This window comes from Streptomyces sp. NPDC051921 (assembly GCF_040680975.1).
Taxonomy (GTDB): domain Bacteria; phylum Actinomycetota; class Actinomycetes; order Streptomycetales; family Streptomycetaceae; genus Streptomyces.
Map to the genome: position 1 here is coordinate 129,019 of NZ_JBFAXU010000017.1, position 17,397 is coordinate 146,415.

Genomic DNA, 17,397 nt, shown 5'->3' on the forward strand with positions numbered 1-17,397 from the left:
TCCGGCCCCCACCAGGAGGCTTCCGGCAGCCTGTGCCGGTCCGAAGGAGCCCTGCGCGACCGCGACGGCGGTCAGCGCGGCGGCCACCGGGATGGCGCCGGTGAACAGCGTCGCCCGCTCCATGCCCAACCGCTGGACGCCCATGTAGAAGAGCACGAACCCGACGACGGTCGCGAGCGCGGCCTGCCACACGAGCGCACCGGTCTCCACCGCCGTCGGCACGCGCAGGGCGGCCGTCCCGTCGGCGAGCAGACCGACCACCGCCGATTCGACCGCCGCGAGGCCGCACACCACCGCGGTCAGCAGCTTCGGGCCCAACGGGCGCAGCACCGGCACCGCGAGGACGGTGAAGCCCACCTCGCCCGCGAGCGCGGCCACCGACCAGCCCAGACCGGACGCGTCGGTCCGGCCCCAGCCCTGGACCGTGAACGCGCCCGCGGCGACGAGCACCGCCCCGTACAGCACGGGCCGGGTCGGCCTGCGGCCGTCGGTCAGCGGCACCAGGACGGCGACCACGACGGGCGCGCAGCCGACCAGGACGCCGGGGACGGCGGGTTCGGCGGTGCGCTCGGCGGCGAGCACGGCCAGGTTGAAGCCGACCATGCCGACGGCGGCGAGCAGGGCGAGCCGGAACCAGTGCCGGCCCGTCAGGACGCGCAGCGGGGCGAGACCTCCCCGCCCGAGCAGCGGCAGCAGGAGCAGACAGGCCGCGGCGTAGCGGAGCGTCTGTCCACCCGCGTACGGATAGGCGCCGAGCAGGCTGTTGGCGGTGAAGGAGGCACCGACGAGGGCGTAGGCGACGGTCACCAGGAGGGCGCCGCGCAGGGTGTTCGCGTTCATGCACCCGACGCTAGGAACCGAACCGCCCGGGCTCGGGGTCCACTTGCACGACGTCATCGGGGACCACTTCCCGACGGAGGCGAGCGGGGAAGCGGCCCGTGGACCGCCTGGGCGGGGAGAATCGGAGGGGGGCGGGACCACGACGTCCCGGACACCGGGGGCCGCCGCAACCGGGTCGGGGCGGTGCTCGACGGCGTGTTCGTGCTGCCCGCGGTGATGCTGTTCGGGGTGATCCACTAGGCGCGGGACCTGATCGCCCGGCGACCGCAGCGGCGGGTTCGTGATCGAATGGCTTCGTGATCGACAGGCAGCTGCGCGTGGTACTGGCCGAGGACTCCGTCGTCCTCCGGGACGGCATGGTCGAGCTGCTCGGCGCCCGCGGATGTGAGGTGGTGGGCACCGCGGGGACGGCGCCCGAGCTGCTCGCGGCCGTGGCCGAGCAACGGCCCGACGTGGCGGTCGTGGACATCCGGATGCCCCCCACCCACACCGACGAGGGCATCCGCGCCGCCGTCGAGATCCGTGCCCGGACCCCCGAGGTCGGCATCCTGGTCTTCTCCCAGCACGTGGAGACCACCTGGGCCGCCCGGCTGCTCGCGGACGGGGCGGCGGGCGTCGGCTATCTGCTGAAGGAACGGGTCGCCCGCACCTCCGAGTTCGTGGCCGCGCTGCACCGCGTCGCCGACGGGGGCACGGCGCTCGACCCGGAGGTGGTGACCCGGCTGATGCGCGGCGGGGCGCGCAGCCGGGTGGACACCCTGACCGCACGCGAACGCGAGGTCCTCGAACTCATGGCACAGGGCCACTCCAACCGCTCCGTCGCCGGGCTGCTCGTGGTGTCCGAAAGGGCGGTGGAGAAGCACGTCGCCGCCGTGTTCGCCAAGTTCGGACTCCACGCGACGGACACGGACAACCGGCGGGTGAAGGCGGTGCTGGCCTACCTGGCCGAGAGCGGCGGCTGACCCCGTCGCGGGCGGCCTGCCGCGTGCCGGCGGACGTGGTGCCTCACGGCGGACGTGGTGCCTCACGGCTGACGTGACGCGTCCCTCCCCTCCTGACGTGACCCGTCACAGCCGACGCGACCCGTCACAGCCGAGGTGATACGTCACAGCCGATGTGACCCGTCACAGCCGGCTCGGCAACTCGGCGGTGACCACGGTGGGTCCACCGGGCGGGCTGTCCACCCGCAGCACGCCGTCCACGGCCGCGAGCCGCGCTGCCAGACCCGTCAGGCCGGTGCCACCGCCGAGCGCCGCGCCGCCGCGGCCGTCGTCGCGCACGGTCAGCCGGACCCGTCCGTCGACGGCGGCCGCGACGAGTTCGGCGGAGCGGGCCGCGCTGTGCCGGGCGATGTTGGTGAGCAGCTCCGCGGCGCAGAAGTACACGGCCCGCTCGACCGCGGGGTCCGGGCGTTCGCGCAGGTCCAGCTGGATGTCGAGCGGTACGGGTGAGGTGGCGGCGAGCCCCGGCAGCGCCTCGCCCAGGCCGCCGTCCAGGGTCACCGGGTGGATGCCCCGGGTCAGCCGCCGCAACTCGGCGATGGTGTCGTCGGTCTGGCCCCGGGCCCGGTCCACCAGGGTGCGCAACCGGGCGAGGTCCGGGCCGGCGGCGGGCGCCAGGGCGTCGTCGGCCAGCGAGAGCGTGATGGCGAGGGCGACCAGTCGGGCCTGGGCGCCGTCGTGCAGGTCGCGCTCCAGCCGGCGCAGCCGGTCGCCGTTCTCCGCGAGCAGCGTGGCCCGGGCGGTCTCCAGCTCGCGCACGCGCCGCTGTGCCCGGGCGGGGCCCAGCAGCTGCCTGGCCAGCCACCGGTTCGCCGTGCCCAGCGCCCGGACGACGTGCGGCACCGCGTACAGGACCAGCAGTCCGAGGACGACGGCGGTGAGGTCCGTCCACAGGGGCCGCGGTCCTGGTTCGAGCAACCGGGCCCACAGCGGGTAGCCGATCAGCCAGCCGGTGCCGAGGGGAAGCCCGACGGCGGCGACGAACCCCAGCAGTCCGAGCGGCAACCGCAGCACCAGGTAGAGCAGCGTCCGCCAGGCGACGGGATCGGTCAGCACCGCCCGGCACCGGGCCACCGCGCCCACGGGCCGGGGCAGGGCGGCCGGTGCCTCGACGGCCTCCCCGAGCAGCCTCCCGACCAGCCACCGGTGCGGCCCGCCGAGCCCGCGCGCGCCGAGCAGTCCGAGGACGACGAAGGGCAGCCCGAGCACGGTGAGCGACAGCAACGCCCCCGCGTATACGACCGCCACCGCGTAGACCCCGCCGAGCAGGGCGAGCGGCAGCCCCACGACGGCGAAGACCCAGGCGCCGCCGCGGGGAGAGGGGCGGACGAGCGGCTCAGCCACGCCAGCTCCGGGGCGCGGAGCCCGCGCCGACCGGGGCCGGACGGCCCGCATTGCGTGTCCCGTGGCGCGTCCGGCCGGAGGCGGCCCGCCGGGCCGGACATCGCCCGGACGGCACGCACCCGGCCCGGCGCCGGGGGCCGCGGTCAGTCACGACCGCCCGCCAGTTCCGCCGCCGGGCCGCGCACGGCGCGCAGGCCGGTGGCCAGGATGCCCGGGACGGTCAGAGTCGCCGCCCCGGCGACGATCCAGGCGGCGGTCGCCGGACGGACGTACGGCAGCGGCGAGCCGGTGAGGGCGGTGCTGAAGGCTGCCGTGGCGGCGGCCGCGACCGCCGCGCCGAGGAGGACGCCCACGGCCGTGGTCAGGATCGCCTCCGCGGTCAGCATGCGCATCAGCTGGACGCGGGTCGCGCCCACGAGCCGCAGCAGGGCGAACTCACGGCGGCGGTCGGCGGTCACCGCGATCAGGGTGTTGACCGTGGAGACGGCGGCGAAGCAGGCGAGCATCGTCAGCTCGGCCTGGCGCAGCCAGACGTCGGTGGCGGAGGTCGCACCGGTCGTCGCCGCGGCCGCGCTGTGCTCGGCGGTGGACGTCATGATCACCATGGTGCCCGACAGACCCACCAGAAGCGCGACCGGGACCACGGCGGACGACAGCCGCCGCGCGTAGCCGCGCAGGTTGGCGTCGGCGAGCCAGCCCGCGCCGGGCGCGAGGGCCCGCGCCGGCGCGCCCAGCACGGCGGCCAGGACGCGCGCCACGAACGGCCCCAGCAGGGCGACCGCGAACAGCAGCACCACCGAACCGAGCAGCGCCGCCTGGCCGGCCTTGTCCGCCTCGCCGGGTGGCCGGGTCGCCGCCAGCCGCAACAGCAGGCCGCCGCCCACCAGGACGCCCGCGCCGGCGACGAGCCGAACCACGCCGGTCCGGCCGTGCTCGGTGGAGCTCGCGGTGAGAGCGGCCGCCGGAGCGATCCGGGAGATCCGCCGGGCCGCGACGGCCGCGGCCACCAGGCCGACGGCGAGCACGACGGCCAGCGTGACGGGGCCGACCACCGTCGCGACCGGCGTCCACGGCACCCGCGCCTGCGGCGCCGCCATTCCCCGCCGCTGCAGCTCGGTCAGGAAGCGCCGGGCCGCCACCCAGCCGACCGCCCAGCCCGGCGCGGCGACCAGCAGCGTGGTCGCGGCGACCTGGCCGCGCACCATGCGCCGGGCCTGGCGGGGCGTCGCCGCGATCGTGCGGAGCAGGGCCACGTCCCGGTACTGCTGGGCGAGGGCGAAGCCGAGGGTGTTGACGACGACGAAGAAGGAGACCAGCACGGCGATCTCGCCGAAGACACCGGCGATCACCATCAGTCCGGGACCGTCCGCGGCCCGGCCCGGGCCGGGTCGCGCGGTGCCGTCGGCGGCCATGAGGGAGCCGAAGAGGGTGAGCGTGGCCACGGCGAGGAACAGCGCGACCGCGAGACCGGCGAAGGACGCCGGGCGTCGGCGCATCTGCCCGAGGGCGATCGAGGCCATCGCGCTCACCCGCCCAGCCGGCTGAGGCGTTCGCCGACCCGCGCGGCGGTGGGCCGGTCGAGTTCGTCCACGACCAGGCCGTCGGCGAGCAGCAGCGCCCGGTCCGCGTACCCGGCGGCGACCGGGTCGTGGGTCACCATCACACAGGTCTGCCCGTCCCGGTCCACCCCCGAGCGCAGCAGGGCCAGGATCTCGTGGCCGGTGGCCCGGTCGAGCGCGCCGGTGGGCTCGTCGGCGAACAGCACCTGCGGGCGGGCCACCAGGGCGCGGGCGATCGCCACCCGCTGCTGCTGGCCGCCGGACAGCTGCCCGGGGCGGTGGCGCTCGCGGCCGGCCAGGCCCACCCGGGCGAGGGCGTCGAGCACACGGCCCCGGTCGGGGCGCCGGCCGGCCAGCCGGCCGGGCAGCTCGACGTTCTGCGCGACCGTCATCGCGGGCATCAGGTTGAACGCCTGGAAGACGAACCCGACCCGGCTGCGTCGCAGTTCGGCGAGTCGCCGCTCGGACAGCCGGGACACCTCGGTGTCGCCCCACCACACGGTGCCCCGGGTGGGCCGGTCCATCCCGGCGAGGCAGTGCAACAGCGTCGTCTTTCCCGAACCGGAGGGCCCCATCACCGCGGTGAACGTCCCGGGTTCGAGGGTCACCGACACCCCGCGCAGCGCCCGCACGGCGGCGGCCCCCCGGCCGTACTCGCGGTGCAGGTCCTCGGCCCGTGCGGCCCCGCCCGTGCCGTTCCGGGCCCGTGCGGCCCCGCCCGTGCCGTACTCGCGGTGCGGGTCCACCGCCCCTGCGCCCGCGCCCGTGCCGCTTTCCGCCCGTGCTCCGTACATAGCGTCGTCCCCGCCTTCGTCCTTGCCTTCACGCATGCCTTCATCCTTCGCGGCCGGGGCGCGGCGATCGATCGTGCCGGCCCCCCGATCCGGGGTTCGGTAAACCGAACCCCGGTAGGCTCCGCGCCGGAACGGTTCGGCCGACGGGACGGGGGGGACGGGGCGCATGCGCGGGCATCCGGCCTGGGAACTGCTGCTGCCCGCGGCGGCGGCACCGGCGCGGCAGCGCGGCCGCTCGTTGCAGGAGGCGCTGCGGGAGGCCGTGCGCACGGGCCGGCTGGCGCCCGGGACGCGGCTGCCGTCGAGCCGGGCGCTCGCCGCCGACCTCGCCGTCTCCCGAGGCCTGGTGACCGAGGCGTACGAGCAGCTGACCGCAGAGGGGTACCTGCGCAGCGACCGCGGGTCGGGCACCTGGGTCGGCGGCGCGGCCCGGGCCGCCGCGCCGGGCGTCCGGGACCTGGCAGCGCGCCCGCCGGGCACACGGGTCGACTTCCGTCCGGGGACGCCCGACCTGTCGCTGTTCCCGAGGTCCGCGTGGGGCGCCGCCCAGCGGGCCGTGCTGGCCGAGCTGGAGCACCGGCAGTTGGGCTATCCCGATCCGCGCGGTCTGCCTGAACTGCGGGGCGCGCTGGCGGCGCTGCTGGCGCGCCGGCGCGGGGTGGTCGCCGATGCCGAGCGTCTGGTGGTGTGTTCGGGGGTCGCGCAGGCGGCGACGCTGCTCGGCTTCGCGCTCCGGGCGCGCGGTCTGCGCGCGGTGGGGGTGGAGGATCCGGGAAGTCCGGAGCACGCGAAGCTGTTCGCCGCGACCGGTCTGGAAACGGTGGGGCTGCCGGTCGACACGGAGGGGCTCCTGCCGGGGCCACTGACGGCGTGCGGGGTGCGCGCGGTGGTGGTGACGCCGTCCCACCAGTTCCCGTCGGGGATCGCGTACACGGCGCGCCGGAGGGGCGAACTGCTCGACTGGGCGCGGTCGGTGGACGGCTTCGTCCTGGAGGACGACTACGACGGGGACTTCCGCTACGACCGGGCTCCGGTCGGGGCGTTGCAGGGGCTCGATCCGGAACGGGTCGCCTACGCGGGATCCGTGAGCAAGTCGCTCGCGCCGGGGCTCCGGCTCGGCTGGATGCTGGTGCCGGAGGCGCTGCTCGACGAGGTCGTGGAGCGCAAGCGCACCATGGACCTCGGCAATCCGTCCCTCGACCAGGCGGTCCTCGCCCGGTTCGTCACCGACGGGGGCTACGACCGGCAGCTGCGCCGCTGCCAGCGCGCCTACCGTGAACGGCGGGACGCCCTGGTCGCGGCCCTGCGGCGGCACTTCCCGGGCACGGAGGTCTCCGGGATCGCGGCCGGACTCCACGTCATCGCGCGCGTGCCGCCGGAGTACGGTCCGACCCCGCGATTGCTGGAACGGGCGCGGGCGGCCGGGGTCGCGTTGCGCCCCGCCGAGGACTACGGCACGGCCCGGTTCGACGACGGCGCGGTCCGCCTCGTGATCGGCTACGCCCACCTCACGCCCAAGGACATCGCCCTGGGGGTGGGGCTGGTGGCGGGCGCACCCGAGGGCTGAGGGGCCGGGCGCGCGGGGGCGGCGGAGGAGGCCCATGGGGAGCGAGACCAGGGGCGAGGGCCCGTGGGGCGAGGCCGGGGGAAGCCCGCGGGGCGAGACGCGGGGCGAGCCCAGGGGCGAGACCCATGGGGAGCGGGGCCCAGGGGCAAGGCCCACGGGGGCGAGGCCTGCGGGAGCCCGCGGGTCGAGGCCAGGGGGGCGGAACCCGAGGGCCGGGCCGGGGAGGTGGGTCGGCCGCGCGGCTGAGCGGGTGCGAGTGGGGGCGGGTGAACAGAGCCGGGTGCGCCGATCTGGCTGAACCGGTCCGGGTGAGCGGGTCCGGGTGTCGGTGGGGCTGCTCAAGGGGGCTTCGGGATCGGCGTGTTGTTCACGCGGGGTTCGGTTGCCGGCCGTCCCCGGGCGCTAGGCATGGGGCGGTCCCGTTCCCCGCCCCTTGGAGGCGCTTCGATGTCTCAGCCCGGCCCCGGCCCGTCGCCCGCCCGCCGTACGGTCCTGCGCGGATCGCTCGCCGCCTCGGCCGCCGCCCTCACGGTCGGCGGCGGCTCGTTCGCGAGCCCCGCGTTCGCCCTCTCGGGGCGCCCGTCGGCCGCGTGGGGCGTGCAGACCGGTGACGTCACCGCGCATTCGGGGCTGGTGTGGGTCCGCTCGGACCGGCCGGCCCGGATGATCGTGGAGACCTCGTCCAGCGAGTCGTTCCGCCGCGTACGCCGCCACCACGGGCCGCTCCTCGGCCCCGACACCGACCTCACCGGCACCACCGCGCTGCGCGACCTGCCCTCCGGCGAGCAGATCCACTACCGGGTCACGCTCGCGGACCCGGACGACCCGCGCCGCACGGGCGAGCCGGTGGTCGGCACCTTCCGGACCGCGCCGGCGAGGCGCCGGGACGGTGTGCGGTTCCTGTGGTCCGGTGACATCGCCGGGCAGGGCTGGGGCATCAACCCGGACATCGGCGGCTTCCGCGCGTACGAGGAGATGCGCCGGCTCGACCCGGACTTCTTCCTGTGCAGCGGTGACACGATCTACGCCGACGGGGTCATCCAGCCCAGCGTCACGCTGCCCGACGGCCGGATCTGGCGGAACGTCACCACGCCGGAGAAGTCGAAGGCCGCCGAGACTCTGGACGAGTACCGCGGCAACTTCCGCTACAACCTGCTCGACCACCACGTGCGCGCCTTCAACGCCCAGGTGCCGTCGATCGTGCAGTGGGACGACCACGAGGTGCGCAACAACTGGTACCCCGGCCAGATACTCGACGACGTCCGCTACACCGAGAAGGACGTCGACGTCCTCGCGGCCCGCGCCTCCCGCGCCTTCGCCGAGTACTTCCCGGTCTCCACGCTGCACGCGCGCGCGGGTGAGACCCGCTCCGAGGGCCGGATGCACCGGGTGGTGCGCTACGGCCCGCTGCTCGACGTCTTCGTGCTGGACATGCGCTCCTACCGCAACGCCAACTCGCCGGGCCGGCAGGCGGACGACACGGTCGGCATCCTGGGTGCGGAGCAGCTGGAGTGGCTGAAGCGCGAGCTGAGCCGGTCGCGCGCGGTGTGGAAGGTGCTCGCCGCGGACATGCCGCTGGGACTCGTCGTCGGCGACGGCGCCACGAACGTCGAGGCGGTCGCGCAGGGCGACCCGGGCGCCCCGCTGGGCCGCGAGCTGCAGATCGCCGAGCTGCTGCGGTTCGTCAAGCACCGGCGGATCACCGGCACGCTGTGGCTCACGGCGGACGTGCACCACACCTCGGCGCAGCACTACGCGCCGGAGCGGGCCGTCTTCCAGGACTTCGCGCCCTTCTGGGAGTTCGTGTCCGGTCCGCTGGCCGCGGGCGGGTTCCCCGCCAACCAGCTGGACGCCACCTTCGGCCCCGAGCGGGTCTTCGTGCGGGCGCCCGAGCGGGGCAACCTGTCGCCGATGGAGAGCCCTCAGTACTTCGGCGAGGTCGACATCGACGGCGACAGCGGGGAACTGACGGTCCGGCTGCGCGCCGAGGGCGGCACGGTGCTGTTCTCGAAGGTGCTGCGGCCGGGCCGCGTCGGGCAGTAGTCGGCTGCCGTGAGCTGGGCCGAAGGGCCTGGTGGGGGCGGTCCCGGCCTATTGTCAGTGCCGGGTCCTACGGTCGTTCGCATGACGCGATCCGTACAGGCGCTCGCCTACGCACGCCCCTCCGCCCTCGAGCCCGCGGGCTCCGGGCGGCTGCTCGGTCTGGAGACCTCGGGGGGCCTCACGCCGCGCGGCGCCGAGGCCCGTCCCCGGTTCTTCTCCGGCTTCGTCACCTCCCCCCAGGTCGCCGCGCGCGGGCTGCTCGCCGTGGCCGACGTGGCGGCGGCCCGCTACCACCAGCGGATACGGCCGGGTTCGCTGGATCCCGTGGTGACCGGCAACGGCGACCGGCTGCGTTTCGAGTCCTTCTCGGGCTGCGGCGGGGTGTACGCACGGCTCGACGTGCTGAGCGCGGGTCTGGACGGGTCCGAGACCGGGCACGGCACGACGAACGTGGACGTCAACAACCCGCTGCGGGAGGCGCTGTCGCGGCTCACGGGGGACGACCCGCTGCATCTGCGGGTCGGTCCCGAGGAGTTGGCGGTGACCACGCTCGACGGACCGGTCGTCGAGAAGAAGGTGCCGCTGCCGGACCGCTGGCTGCGCGGCTTCGCCGAGGCGCAGGTGTCCTCCGCCGGGTTCGACCTGCGCGCCGAGCTGTCCGGGGCGGAGGCGGTCCGCTTCCTGCGTTCGCTGCCGCGCTCCCAGGCGCGGGGGCGGGGCCCGCTGTGGGTGGTGCAGTCGGGCCGGACGCTGCGGCCGACCACACGGCCGGTGGCGGGGGCGGTGTGCCTGGCGGGTCCCGAGCGGCTGGTCGCCCTCGGAAGGGTGCTGCGGCACGCGACGGCGCTGCGGGTGTACGGGCCGGTGCCGGACGGCACGCCCGCGCCGAGCGCCTGGGAGGTGGTGCTGCCGGGCATGCGGCTGACGCTCACCCTGTCCCCCGACCCCGCGCGCGGGTTCTCCGGCGAGGGCGGTGTCCTGGAGGCGCTCGCCACGGAGGAGGCGGCCCAGGACGCGGAGCTGGTCTCGGTGCTGCTGGCCTGGGAGCCGCGGATCGACCCGGCCGACCTGGCGGAGCAGTCCGGACTCTCCGTCGACCGCGTGCGGGCGGCGCTGACCCGGCTCGGTACGGCGGGACGCGTCGGCTACGACGTGGCGGACGCGGCCTATTTCCACCGCGAGCTCCCCTACGACGCGGTCCGCGCCGAGCGGCACAATCCACGCCTGCTCTCCGCCCGGACGCTGCTCGCGGAGGGCGCGGTGGCCCTGGACGGCGTCCTGGCCTCGGTGGCTTCGGGCGAACGGCGGTACCAGGTGCGGGAGTCGGAGGGCGGGCGGCTGAGCTGCACCTGCTCCTGGTGGGCGGAGTACCGGGGCCGACGGGGCCCGTGCAAGCACGCGCTGGCGGTCCGGATGGCACGGCGCGGCACGGTCCCGGGGGCGCCGGCGGGTGCGCCCGCCGACCGGGCGGCCGGTGCGGCGACGGTGGTGGACGCGGCAGGAGCCGCGTGATGACGGGGACGGGAAGGACGGGGACGGGGATGCGGAGGCGGACGACGGTGACGGCATCGGGAACGGCGGCGACGGTGGTGGCGGAGGAAGACGGGGCGGGGGGCGCCGTGACGGGACCGGCCGCCGAGGTGGAGGAGCTCCTTCGGGCGGTCCGCTCGGGCGCTCACGTCACGGTGCCGGAGGTCCTTGCGCGACTGGACACGGGTGCCCGGAGGGCGGCGCTGCCGCTGCTGAAGGAGCTGCGCAAGGAGGTCCGCGGCTGGAGCGCGGACCGGTGGACCGCTCAGCGGGAGGCCCGGCGGGCGCTGCGGGTGGCGGGGGCCGGGTGTCACACGGGCGCCGCCGCGGCGGCCGCCTGGATCGGCGCCCGCGACCTGATGGACTGGGGGCAGAACACGATCGACGGCGTCCTCTCGGTGTTGGCCGACCGTGAGCCGGCCTGGCTCGCGGACGTGGCGCGACGGCTCGCGGAGCGAGCCGCCGTCGCCGAGGACGAGTACCGGCTGGTGCACACCCTGGTGGTGCGTGCGGGCTGTGCGACGCCGACCCACGAGGCGTATCTGCGGGGCTGGACGCGGGCGGTGACGGACGGGCGGCTCCTGGAGCGGCTGCGCACCGACCCGCAGACGCCGGTGCTCCTGCCGTACGTGATCGCCCTGACCGAGACGCCGGACCGGCTGACCTGGTCGGCGGGCCCGGGGGATCCCGGGCACTGGCCGACCGCCCTGAAGACGCTCGCCGAGGAGGGCGTCCTCGACCGGGCCGTGCTCGTCGACGGCTGCGTGGCCCGGTTGCTGCGCGGCGGGCGGCCCCGTGACCTGCGCTTCCCGCTGGCGCTGCTCCAGCTGCTCGGGACGACCGAGGAGGAGCGGCGCGGGCGGATTCCGGACTGGCTGGGCATGGTGGCGGACGCTCCGTCGCCGGTGGCCGGGCACGCGCAGGAGATCCTGGCGGAGCTGGCCCTCGACGGCGGGCTCGCGGTGCCGCAGGTGGCGGAGATGTCCGGCGCCGTGCTGTTCCGCACGGAGAAGAAGCTGGTGCGGGCGCAGTTGACGCTGCTCGGCAAGGTGCTGAGGCGCGAGCCCGGGGCGGCCGGGGAGCTGCTCCCGGTGGTCACGGACGCGTTCGGGCACGAGGACACGGCGATCCAGGAGCGTGCCCTCGCCCTGGTGGGCCGTCATCTGGCGTCCGTGGACGAGCGGGCGCGCGAGGAACTGGGCGGCGCGGCGGAGCTGCTGAGTCCGGTGCACCGGGCGGCTGCCGCTGAGCTGTTCGGCGGGTCCGCGACCGTCGACGCCGGTCCGTACGAAGAGGTCCTGCCGCCCCTGCCGGAACCGCGTCCGCTCGCCCCGGCGGCAGGGACGGTCGCGGAGCTGATGGAGGACCTGGTGGCGCTCGCCCGTCACCCGTACGCGTCGGTCGAGGAGTTCGAGCGGGCCCTGGACGGTGTCGTGCGGCTCGCGCACCGGGACCGGGAGGCGCTGGCGGCGGCGGTGCGGGAGACCTTCGCGGGGGCGTACTGGCTGGAGCACCGGGACCATGTGTCCCGGAGTTCGGAGGGCGTCCTCACGGTGCTCGCCGCTCTCGTCGGCGCGATCCGGCCGTCGCAGCTCGACCTCGCGCGCAGGCGCCCCGCGGGTACGCCGAGTTGTGCGCACGAGGCGCTGACCAGGGCGGTCGACGTCCGCTCGTGGGAGGTCGCCTGGCTGCTGGCGACGGCGGCGCCGGTGCCCTTCCTGCTCGCCACCCCCACCCGGCACACCGGATCCGTGGATCCCCTGGTGCTGGTGGGGCGGTTGCGGGAGTACCGGGACGCCGGGGTCGAGCCGTTGCCGGTGGACATGGCGCAGGCGCTGCTGCGGGTGCGGAAGGCCGATCCGTCGGCGGCGGAGGCCGCCGCCGAGGCAGCCGGCCTCGGCACCCGGGCCGGTGCGCGGCTCGCGGACTGGCTCACGGCGGACGAGTCGCTCGCGCCGGGGCTGCGGTTCCTGGCCAAGGGCAAGGACAGCCGGTCGGGGGCGTGGTGGCTCGCGGACCGGCTGGTGCTCGCGGTCCGGGAGCGCCGGACGATCAAGGAGGACTTCCCGCCCGCGTTCCACTGGCTGGGCGCGGCGCCGTCGGAGATCACCCGCGGGTGCAACGGCTACCACTGGTCGGGGCTGCGTCCGCTGTGGCCGGGCGTCCTGCCGGACGACCGGGAGACCCTCGCGGCCTGGCTGCTGCCGTCGTTCGCCGGCGGGGCCGAGTGGGACGAGCGCGGAGCGGCCTGGGGTCTCACGGCCCTCGCCGAGGCCGACGGCCCGGTCGGACCGGGCGTCCATCTGGCGCTCGCCATAGGTCTCGGCTGTCGGCACGCGGAGGACCGGCTGACGGCCGTGGACGCGCTGCTCGTCCTCGCGGCCCGGGGCGAGTTGGATCCGTCACTCCTCGCCGCGCGGCTGGCCGAGCTGATCGCCGACGGGACGGTGAAGCCGAACCGGCTCGCGGACGCGGTCCGCACGGCGGCCGCGACCGGGGCGTACGCGACGGTGTACGCGGTGCTCGCCGCGCTGCTGCCGGTCCTGCTCACGGCGCCGAAGGCGGTACGCGGGGCCGGGGAGCTGACGGCGGTGGCCGCCGAGTGCGTGGAGCGGTGCGGGGCCTCGGGGGAGGTCGCGGGGCTCGCGGAGACGGCGGCGCGCCCGGGCTCTTCGCAGCTGGTGACGCAGGCCCGCCGGCTGCTGGCCGCACTCGGGCGGGGCGCTGATCGGACTCCTTCAGAAGTGGTCGAAATCAGCCACTAGACCCCCAGATCGGCGCTTAACCCGTCAGTCACAAAGCGTTCGTGATCACGCAACACCGCTGGGTCACAGTGAGGTCATGACCGACATGACGCCCACGAAGAACGCCCGCCGCTCCCACCACTGGCGGCACGACCTGATCGAGCTCGCGGCCCTGTTCACCGCCGTGGTGGTGGCCGACACGATCGCCAAGACCATCGCCAAGGGGCCCGACGGGCCCTACCTGCTGGTGTTCTCGGCGATCGCACTGCTCGCCACCGCGGCCTTCCACACCTGGTGGGCCCGGCGGCACAGTCATGCACCACCCGTCGACGACTCCGGCGGCAGCGGGGAGGACCCGCTGCCGCCTGCCGTCCCTTCCGGCACCGACCCCGTGGACGCATCCGCCGGCACGGTCCTGTGGCGGATGCGCACCACGGTCCGTGACACCCCGGGCAGCCTGGCCGCCCTGTGCACGGTGCTCGCGCGCCACGGGGTCGACATCCTGACCCTGCAGACCCACCCGCTCGCCGAGGGCACGGTCGACGAGTTCCTGCTCCGCGCGCCCGCCGCCCTCGAGACGGGCGAGCTGACCCGGGCGGTCGCCGCCGCCGGCGGCACCGACACCTGGACCGAACGGGCCGACGCCCACGACCTCGTGGACACCCCGACCCGGGTCCTCGGCCTCGCCACCCGCACCGCGCTCGACGCGGCCGAACTTCCGCTCGCGCTGCGCCAGCTGCTCGGCCGGTGCACCATCCACTCCGTACCGCCGGTCTCCCTCAGCGGCCGGCCCACGGGCGAACCCGCTCCCGTGGAAGGCGTCCTGGACGGGGCGGTGATGCGGCTGCGCGACCCGAACGGCGGCACGATCGTCGTCGAGCGGCCCTACCTCCCCTTCACGCCCACCGAGTTCGCCCGGGCCCGGGCCCTGGTCGAGCTCGACGCCCGGCTCGGCCCGCGCATCCCGCGCAGCCACGACGTCCTCACCCTCCCCGAGGGCAACGAGATCACCGTCCGCCGCGCCGACCAGCGCGACCTGGCCGCCGCGCGCGCCATGCACGACCGCTGCTCCCCGCGCACCCTCGGCCTGCGCTACCACGGCCCCGTCGGGGACGCCGACCGCTACCTCGACCACCTGCTGAGCCCCCGCTTCGGTCGCACCCTCGCCGTGCAGACCGCCTCCGGCCGGGTCGTCGCGCTCGGCCATCTGCTCTGGGACGGCGACGAGACCGAGGTCGCCCTTCTCGTCGAGGACGACTGGCAGCGCCGCGGCATCGGCTCCGAACTCCTCGGCCGGCTCGTGGCCCTGGCCGGGGAGGCCGGCTGCGACAGCGTCTACGCGGTGACCCAGTCCTCCAACACCGGAATGGTGGCCGCGATGCGCGCACTCAACCTGCCCCTCGACTACCAGATCGAGGAGGGCACCCTGGTCATCACCGCCCGCCTGGCCGGCCGGCCGGCCCCGGCCCCGGAGACGCCCACGGACGCGCCGACGCCGTGGCGGACCCGGCGCTGAGGGCGGCCACGGACCGCACACGGCACCCCGACGATGCGGGGGCGACGTGAACGGTTACCGGACGGTAGCGGGAAATCGCCCCGAGGGAACCGGCCATTGGCCGGTTCCCTCGGGGCAGCACCTTCCCCTCTTCCCGGTCCGCGCCCGCCCGGCACGACGCCCGGTCGACCTGCCGGGAGCGCGCCGCCGGCGTCCTCGCGGCTCCCTCCGCCGGCTCAGGCGCGGGGCGCGGACGCGCCGCACCGGCGTCGCCCCGAGGTCCCGGCTACGACGAAATCCGGCCAAAGTCGGCCGGGCTCAACGCCGCACCGCTCGGCCAGGTCGGGCCGGACCGGCGGAAACCCACGGGGCCTTGCACGGAACGGGTGCGGGGCCTGCCGGCGTCCCTCGTGTGCTTCCCGCCCGGCGGCCCCGACGCCCCGTTGGCCCGGGCGGCCGCCGCGGACCCGGCCGACCTGCGGCGACTCCCCACGGTCGGGTGCGCACCGCCGCGTGAGGCGGCCCGGGCGCACATCCGGCGGGTCATCCGGGCAGGGGCGCGCGGACCGCCGCTCGCGCCGGTTCCGGGCGCTCACTTGTCAGCCGACTGAGCTCGGTTGAGGTGACGCGGGCACGGCGAACGGGTGAGGATGAGCGTCATGCCAGAGACTTCCAGCACCGCACTGCCCCGCCAGGTCGCCGACGCCTACGTCGACGCACTCATCGAACTCGACCCGATCGCCGGTACCTTCCTGGGAGTCCACGAGAGCGCGGGACGCCTTCCCGACTTCTCCCCCGCCGGCCAGGAGGCCATCGCCGAACTGGCCCGGCGCACCCTCGCCCGGCTCGACGAGGCCGAGCGGCTGCCCGGCGCCGAGGACGAGGCGGAGCGGCGCTGCGGGCGGCTGCTGCGGGAGCGGCTCTCCGCCCAACTCCTGGTGCACGAGGCGGACGAGGGCCTGTGCGCGGTGAGCAATCTGCGCTCGCCCGCACACAGCGTGCGGATCTCCTTCACGATGCTGCCCACGACGACCCCCGCGGACTGGACGGACGTCGCCTCCCGGCTGCGCGCGGTCCCGGCGGCGCTGGAGGGCTACCGCGCCTCGCTCGCGCTCGGCCTGGAACGCGGCATGCGGGGCGGCCCCCGGGCCACGGCCACGTTCGTCGGGCAGCTCACCGAGTGGGCCGGCGCGGGCGGCGCGGGCCGGGACGGCGCGACCCGGGGCTGGTTCGAGGGATTCACCGACAGCGCCGCCACCGCCGACGGCACCGTCCCCGAGGCGCTGCTGGCCGAGCTCGCCGCGGCGGGCGCGGACGCGGACCGGGCCGTGGTGGCGCTGCGGGACTGGATGCGCGACGTGTACGCCCCGGCGGTGGCCGACGCGCCCGACACGGTGGGCCGCGAGCGCTACCGCCGCTGGTCGCGCTTCTTCAACGGCACCGACCTGGACCTCGACCAGGCGTACGCGTACGGCTGGTCCGAATACCACCGGCTGCTGGGGGAGATGCGGCGCGAGGCGGACCGGATCCTGCCGGGCTCCGACCCGTGGGAGGCGCTCGCCCACCTCGACGAGCACGGCACGCACATCGAGGGCGTGGACGAGGTCCAGGCCTGGCTGCAGCAGCTGATGGACGAGGCCATCAAGTCGCTCGACGGCACGCATTTCGAGCTCGCCGACCGGGTGCGGCAGGTGGAGTCCCGCATCGCGCCGCCGGGGGGCGCGGCGGCCCCGTACTACACCGGCCCCTCGGAGGACTTCTCGCGGCCCGGCCGTACCTGGCTGCCGGTGGACGGGCAGACCCGGTTCCCGGTGTACGACCTGGTGTCGACCTGGTACCACGAGGGCGTGCCGGGTCACCACCTGCAGATCGCGCAGTGGGTGCACGTCGCGGACCGCCTCTCCCGCTACCAGGCCACCATCGGCAAGGTCAGCGCCAACACCGAGGGCTGGGCGCTGTACGCGGAACGGCTCATGGACGAGCTGGGATTCCTGCCCGATCCGGAGCGGCGGCTGGGCTACCTCGACGGACAGATGATGCGGGCCTGTCGGGTGATCGTCGACATCGGCATGCACCTGGAGCTGGAGATCCCGGCGGACTCGCCGTTCCACCCGGGCGAGCGGTGGACGCCCCAGCTGGCGCAGGAGTTCTTCCAGCGGCACAGCAGCCGTCCGCCGGCCTTCGTGGAGAGCGAGATGACGCGCTACCTGTCCGTCCCCGCCCAGGCGATCGGCTACAAGCTCGGCGAGCGCGCCTGGCTGCTCGGCCGCGCCAACGCCCAGGCCGCGCACGGCGACGCCTTCGACGCGAAGGCCTGGCACATGGCGGCCCTGTCCCAGGGCCCGCTGGGCCTGGACGACCTGGTGGAGGAGATCTCGCGCCTCTGAGGCGGACAGGAGGGGTTCGGGGCGGGTTGCCCCCGCTTCGCCCCCCTTGGCCCCGATCCGGATCCTGGGCGGGCCCTGGTGCCACTTGCACTC

The 17,397-nt window shown here is 75.8% G+C and carries 10 protein-coding genes and 1 pseudogene; 7 read left to right on the plus strand and 4 right to left on the minus strand.

The genetic code is table 11. The features are described from left to right. Positions 1–3: 3 nt before the first annotated feature. A pseudogene (locus tag AB0M16_RS22935) lies at positions 4–897 on the minus strand (EamA family transporter); the annotation flags it as partial. Positions 898–1,136: 239 nt separating this feature from the next. Between AB0M16_RS22935 and AB0M16_RS22940 the strand changes: the two are divergent. Beyond that, the gene (locus AB0M16_RS22940; RefSeq protein ID WP_365345728.1) at positions 1,137–1,802 is read left to right on the plus strand and encodes a response regulator transcription factor; all 666 of its coding nucleotides are present in this window, start codon (positions 1,137–1,139) and stop codon (positions 1,800–1,802) included. Between the two features lie 162 nt (positions 1,803–1,964). On the opposite strand, the gene AB0M16_RS22945 is transcribed toward AB0M16_RS22940, so the two are convergent. The 3 genes from AB0M16_RS22945 to AB0M16_RS22955 all read right to left on the minus strand — a co-directional run bounded on the left by AB0M16_RS22945 (position 1,965) and on the right by AB0M16_RS22955 (position 5,574). Beyond that, on the minus strand, positions 1,965–3,185 hold the full coding sequence (locus AB0M16_RS22945; protein ID WP_365345730.1) for a sensor domain-containing protein: 1,221 nt from the start codon (positions 3,183–3,185) through the stop codon (positions 1,965–1,967). Between the two features lie 143 nt (positions 3,186–3,328). Next, entirely contained in the window at positions 3,329–4,705 is a 1,377-nt protein-coding gene (locus AB0M16_RS22950; protein ID WP_365345732.1) for an FtsX-like permease family protein, read from the minus strand. Positions 4,706–4,710: 5 nt separating this feature from the next. Beyond that, positions 4,711–5,574 carry an ABC transporter ATP-binding protein gene (locus AB0M16_RS22955; RefSeq protein WP_365345734.1) on the minus strand — a complete coding sequence of 288 codons (864 nt, stop codon included), beginning with the start codon at positions 5,572–5,574 and terminating at the stop codon, positions 4,711–4,713. A gap of 130 nt (positions 5,575–5,704) precedes the next feature. Here AB0M16_RS22955 and AB0M16_RS22960 point away from each other — a divergent pair, with 130 nt between their 5' ends. The 6 genes from AB0M16_RS22960 to AB0M16_RS22985 all read left to right on the plus strand — a co-directional run bounded on the left by AB0M16_RS22960 (position 5,705) and on the right by AB0M16_RS22985 (position 17,304). Further along, positions 5,705–7,105, plus strand: coding sequence for a PLP-dependent aminotransferase family protein (locus tag AB0M16_RS22960; protein WP_365345736.1), 1,401 nt, complete (start codon positions 5,705–5,707; stop codon positions 7,103–7,105). A gap of 447 nt (positions 7,106–7,552) precedes the next feature. Further along, positions 7,553–9,148 carry an alkaline phosphatase D family protein gene (locus AB0M16_RS22965; protein ID WP_365345738.1) on the plus strand — a complete coding sequence of 532 codons (1,596 nt, stop codon included), beginning with the start codon at positions 7,553–7,555 and terminating at the stop codon, positions 9,146–9,148. An 81-nt stretch (positions 9,149–9,229) separates the two neighbouring features. Then, the gene (locus AB0M16_RS22970) at positions 9,230–10,660 is read left to right on the plus strand and encodes an SWIM zinc finger family protein (RefSeq protein ID WP_365345740.1); all 1,431 of its coding nucleotides are present in this window, start codon (positions 9,230–9,232) and stop codon (positions 10,658–10,660) included. A 47-nt stretch (positions 10,661–10,707) separates the two neighbouring features. Then, complete coding sequence (locus AB0M16_RS22975; protein ID WP_365345742.1) at positions 10,708–13,443, plus strand: DUF6493 family protein; 2,736 nt, start codon at positions 10,708–10,710, stop codon at positions 13,441–13,443. An 85-nt stretch (positions 13,444–13,528) separates the two neighbouring features. Continuing rightward, positions 13,529–14,938 carry a GNAT family N-acetyltransferase gene (locus AB0M16_RS22980; protein WP_365345820.1) on the plus strand — a complete coding sequence of 470 codons (1,410 nt, stop codon included), beginning with the start codon at positions 13,529–13,531 and terminating at the stop codon, positions 14,936–14,938. 638 nt (positions 14,939–15,576) lie between these two features. Next, positions 15,577–17,304: a DUF885 domain-containing protein gene (locus tag AB0M16_RS22985; protein ID WP_365345744.1), complete on the plus strand. Its 1,728-nt coding sequence runs from the start codon at positions 15,577–15,579 to the stop codon at positions 17,302–17,304. Positions 17,305–17,397: the final 93 nt, after the last annotated feature.

Coding starts and splice junctions, on each gene's coding strand:
- AB0M16_RS22955 (WP_365345734.1), bottom strand. CDS start 5,574: ATGCGTGAAGGCAAGGACGAAGGCGGGGACGACGCTATGTACGGAGCA.
- AB0M16_RS22950 (WP_365345732.1), bottom strand. CDS start 4,705: ATGGCCTCGATCGCCCTCGGGCAGATGCGCCGACGCCCGGCGTCCTTC.
- AB0M16_RS22960 (WP_365345736.1), top strand. CDS start 5,705: ATGCGCGGGCATCCGGCCTGGGAACTGCTGCTGCCCGCGGCGGCGGCA.
- AB0M16_RS22965 (WP_365345738.1), top strand. CDS start 7,553: ATGTCTCAGCCCGGCCCCGGCCCGTCGCCCGCCCGCCGTACGGTCCTG.
- AB0M16_RS22980 (WP_365345820.1), top strand. CDS start 13,529: ATGACGCCCACGAAGAACGCCCGCCGCTCCCACCACTGGCGGCACGAC.
- AB0M16_RS22985 (WP_365345744.1), top strand. CDS start 15,577: ATGCCAGAGACTTCCAGCACCGCACTGCCCCGCCAGGTCGCCGACGCC.
- AB0M16_RS22970 (WP_365345740.1), top strand. CDS start 9,230: ATGACGCGATCCGTACAGGCGCTCGCCTACGCACGCCCCTCCGCCCTC.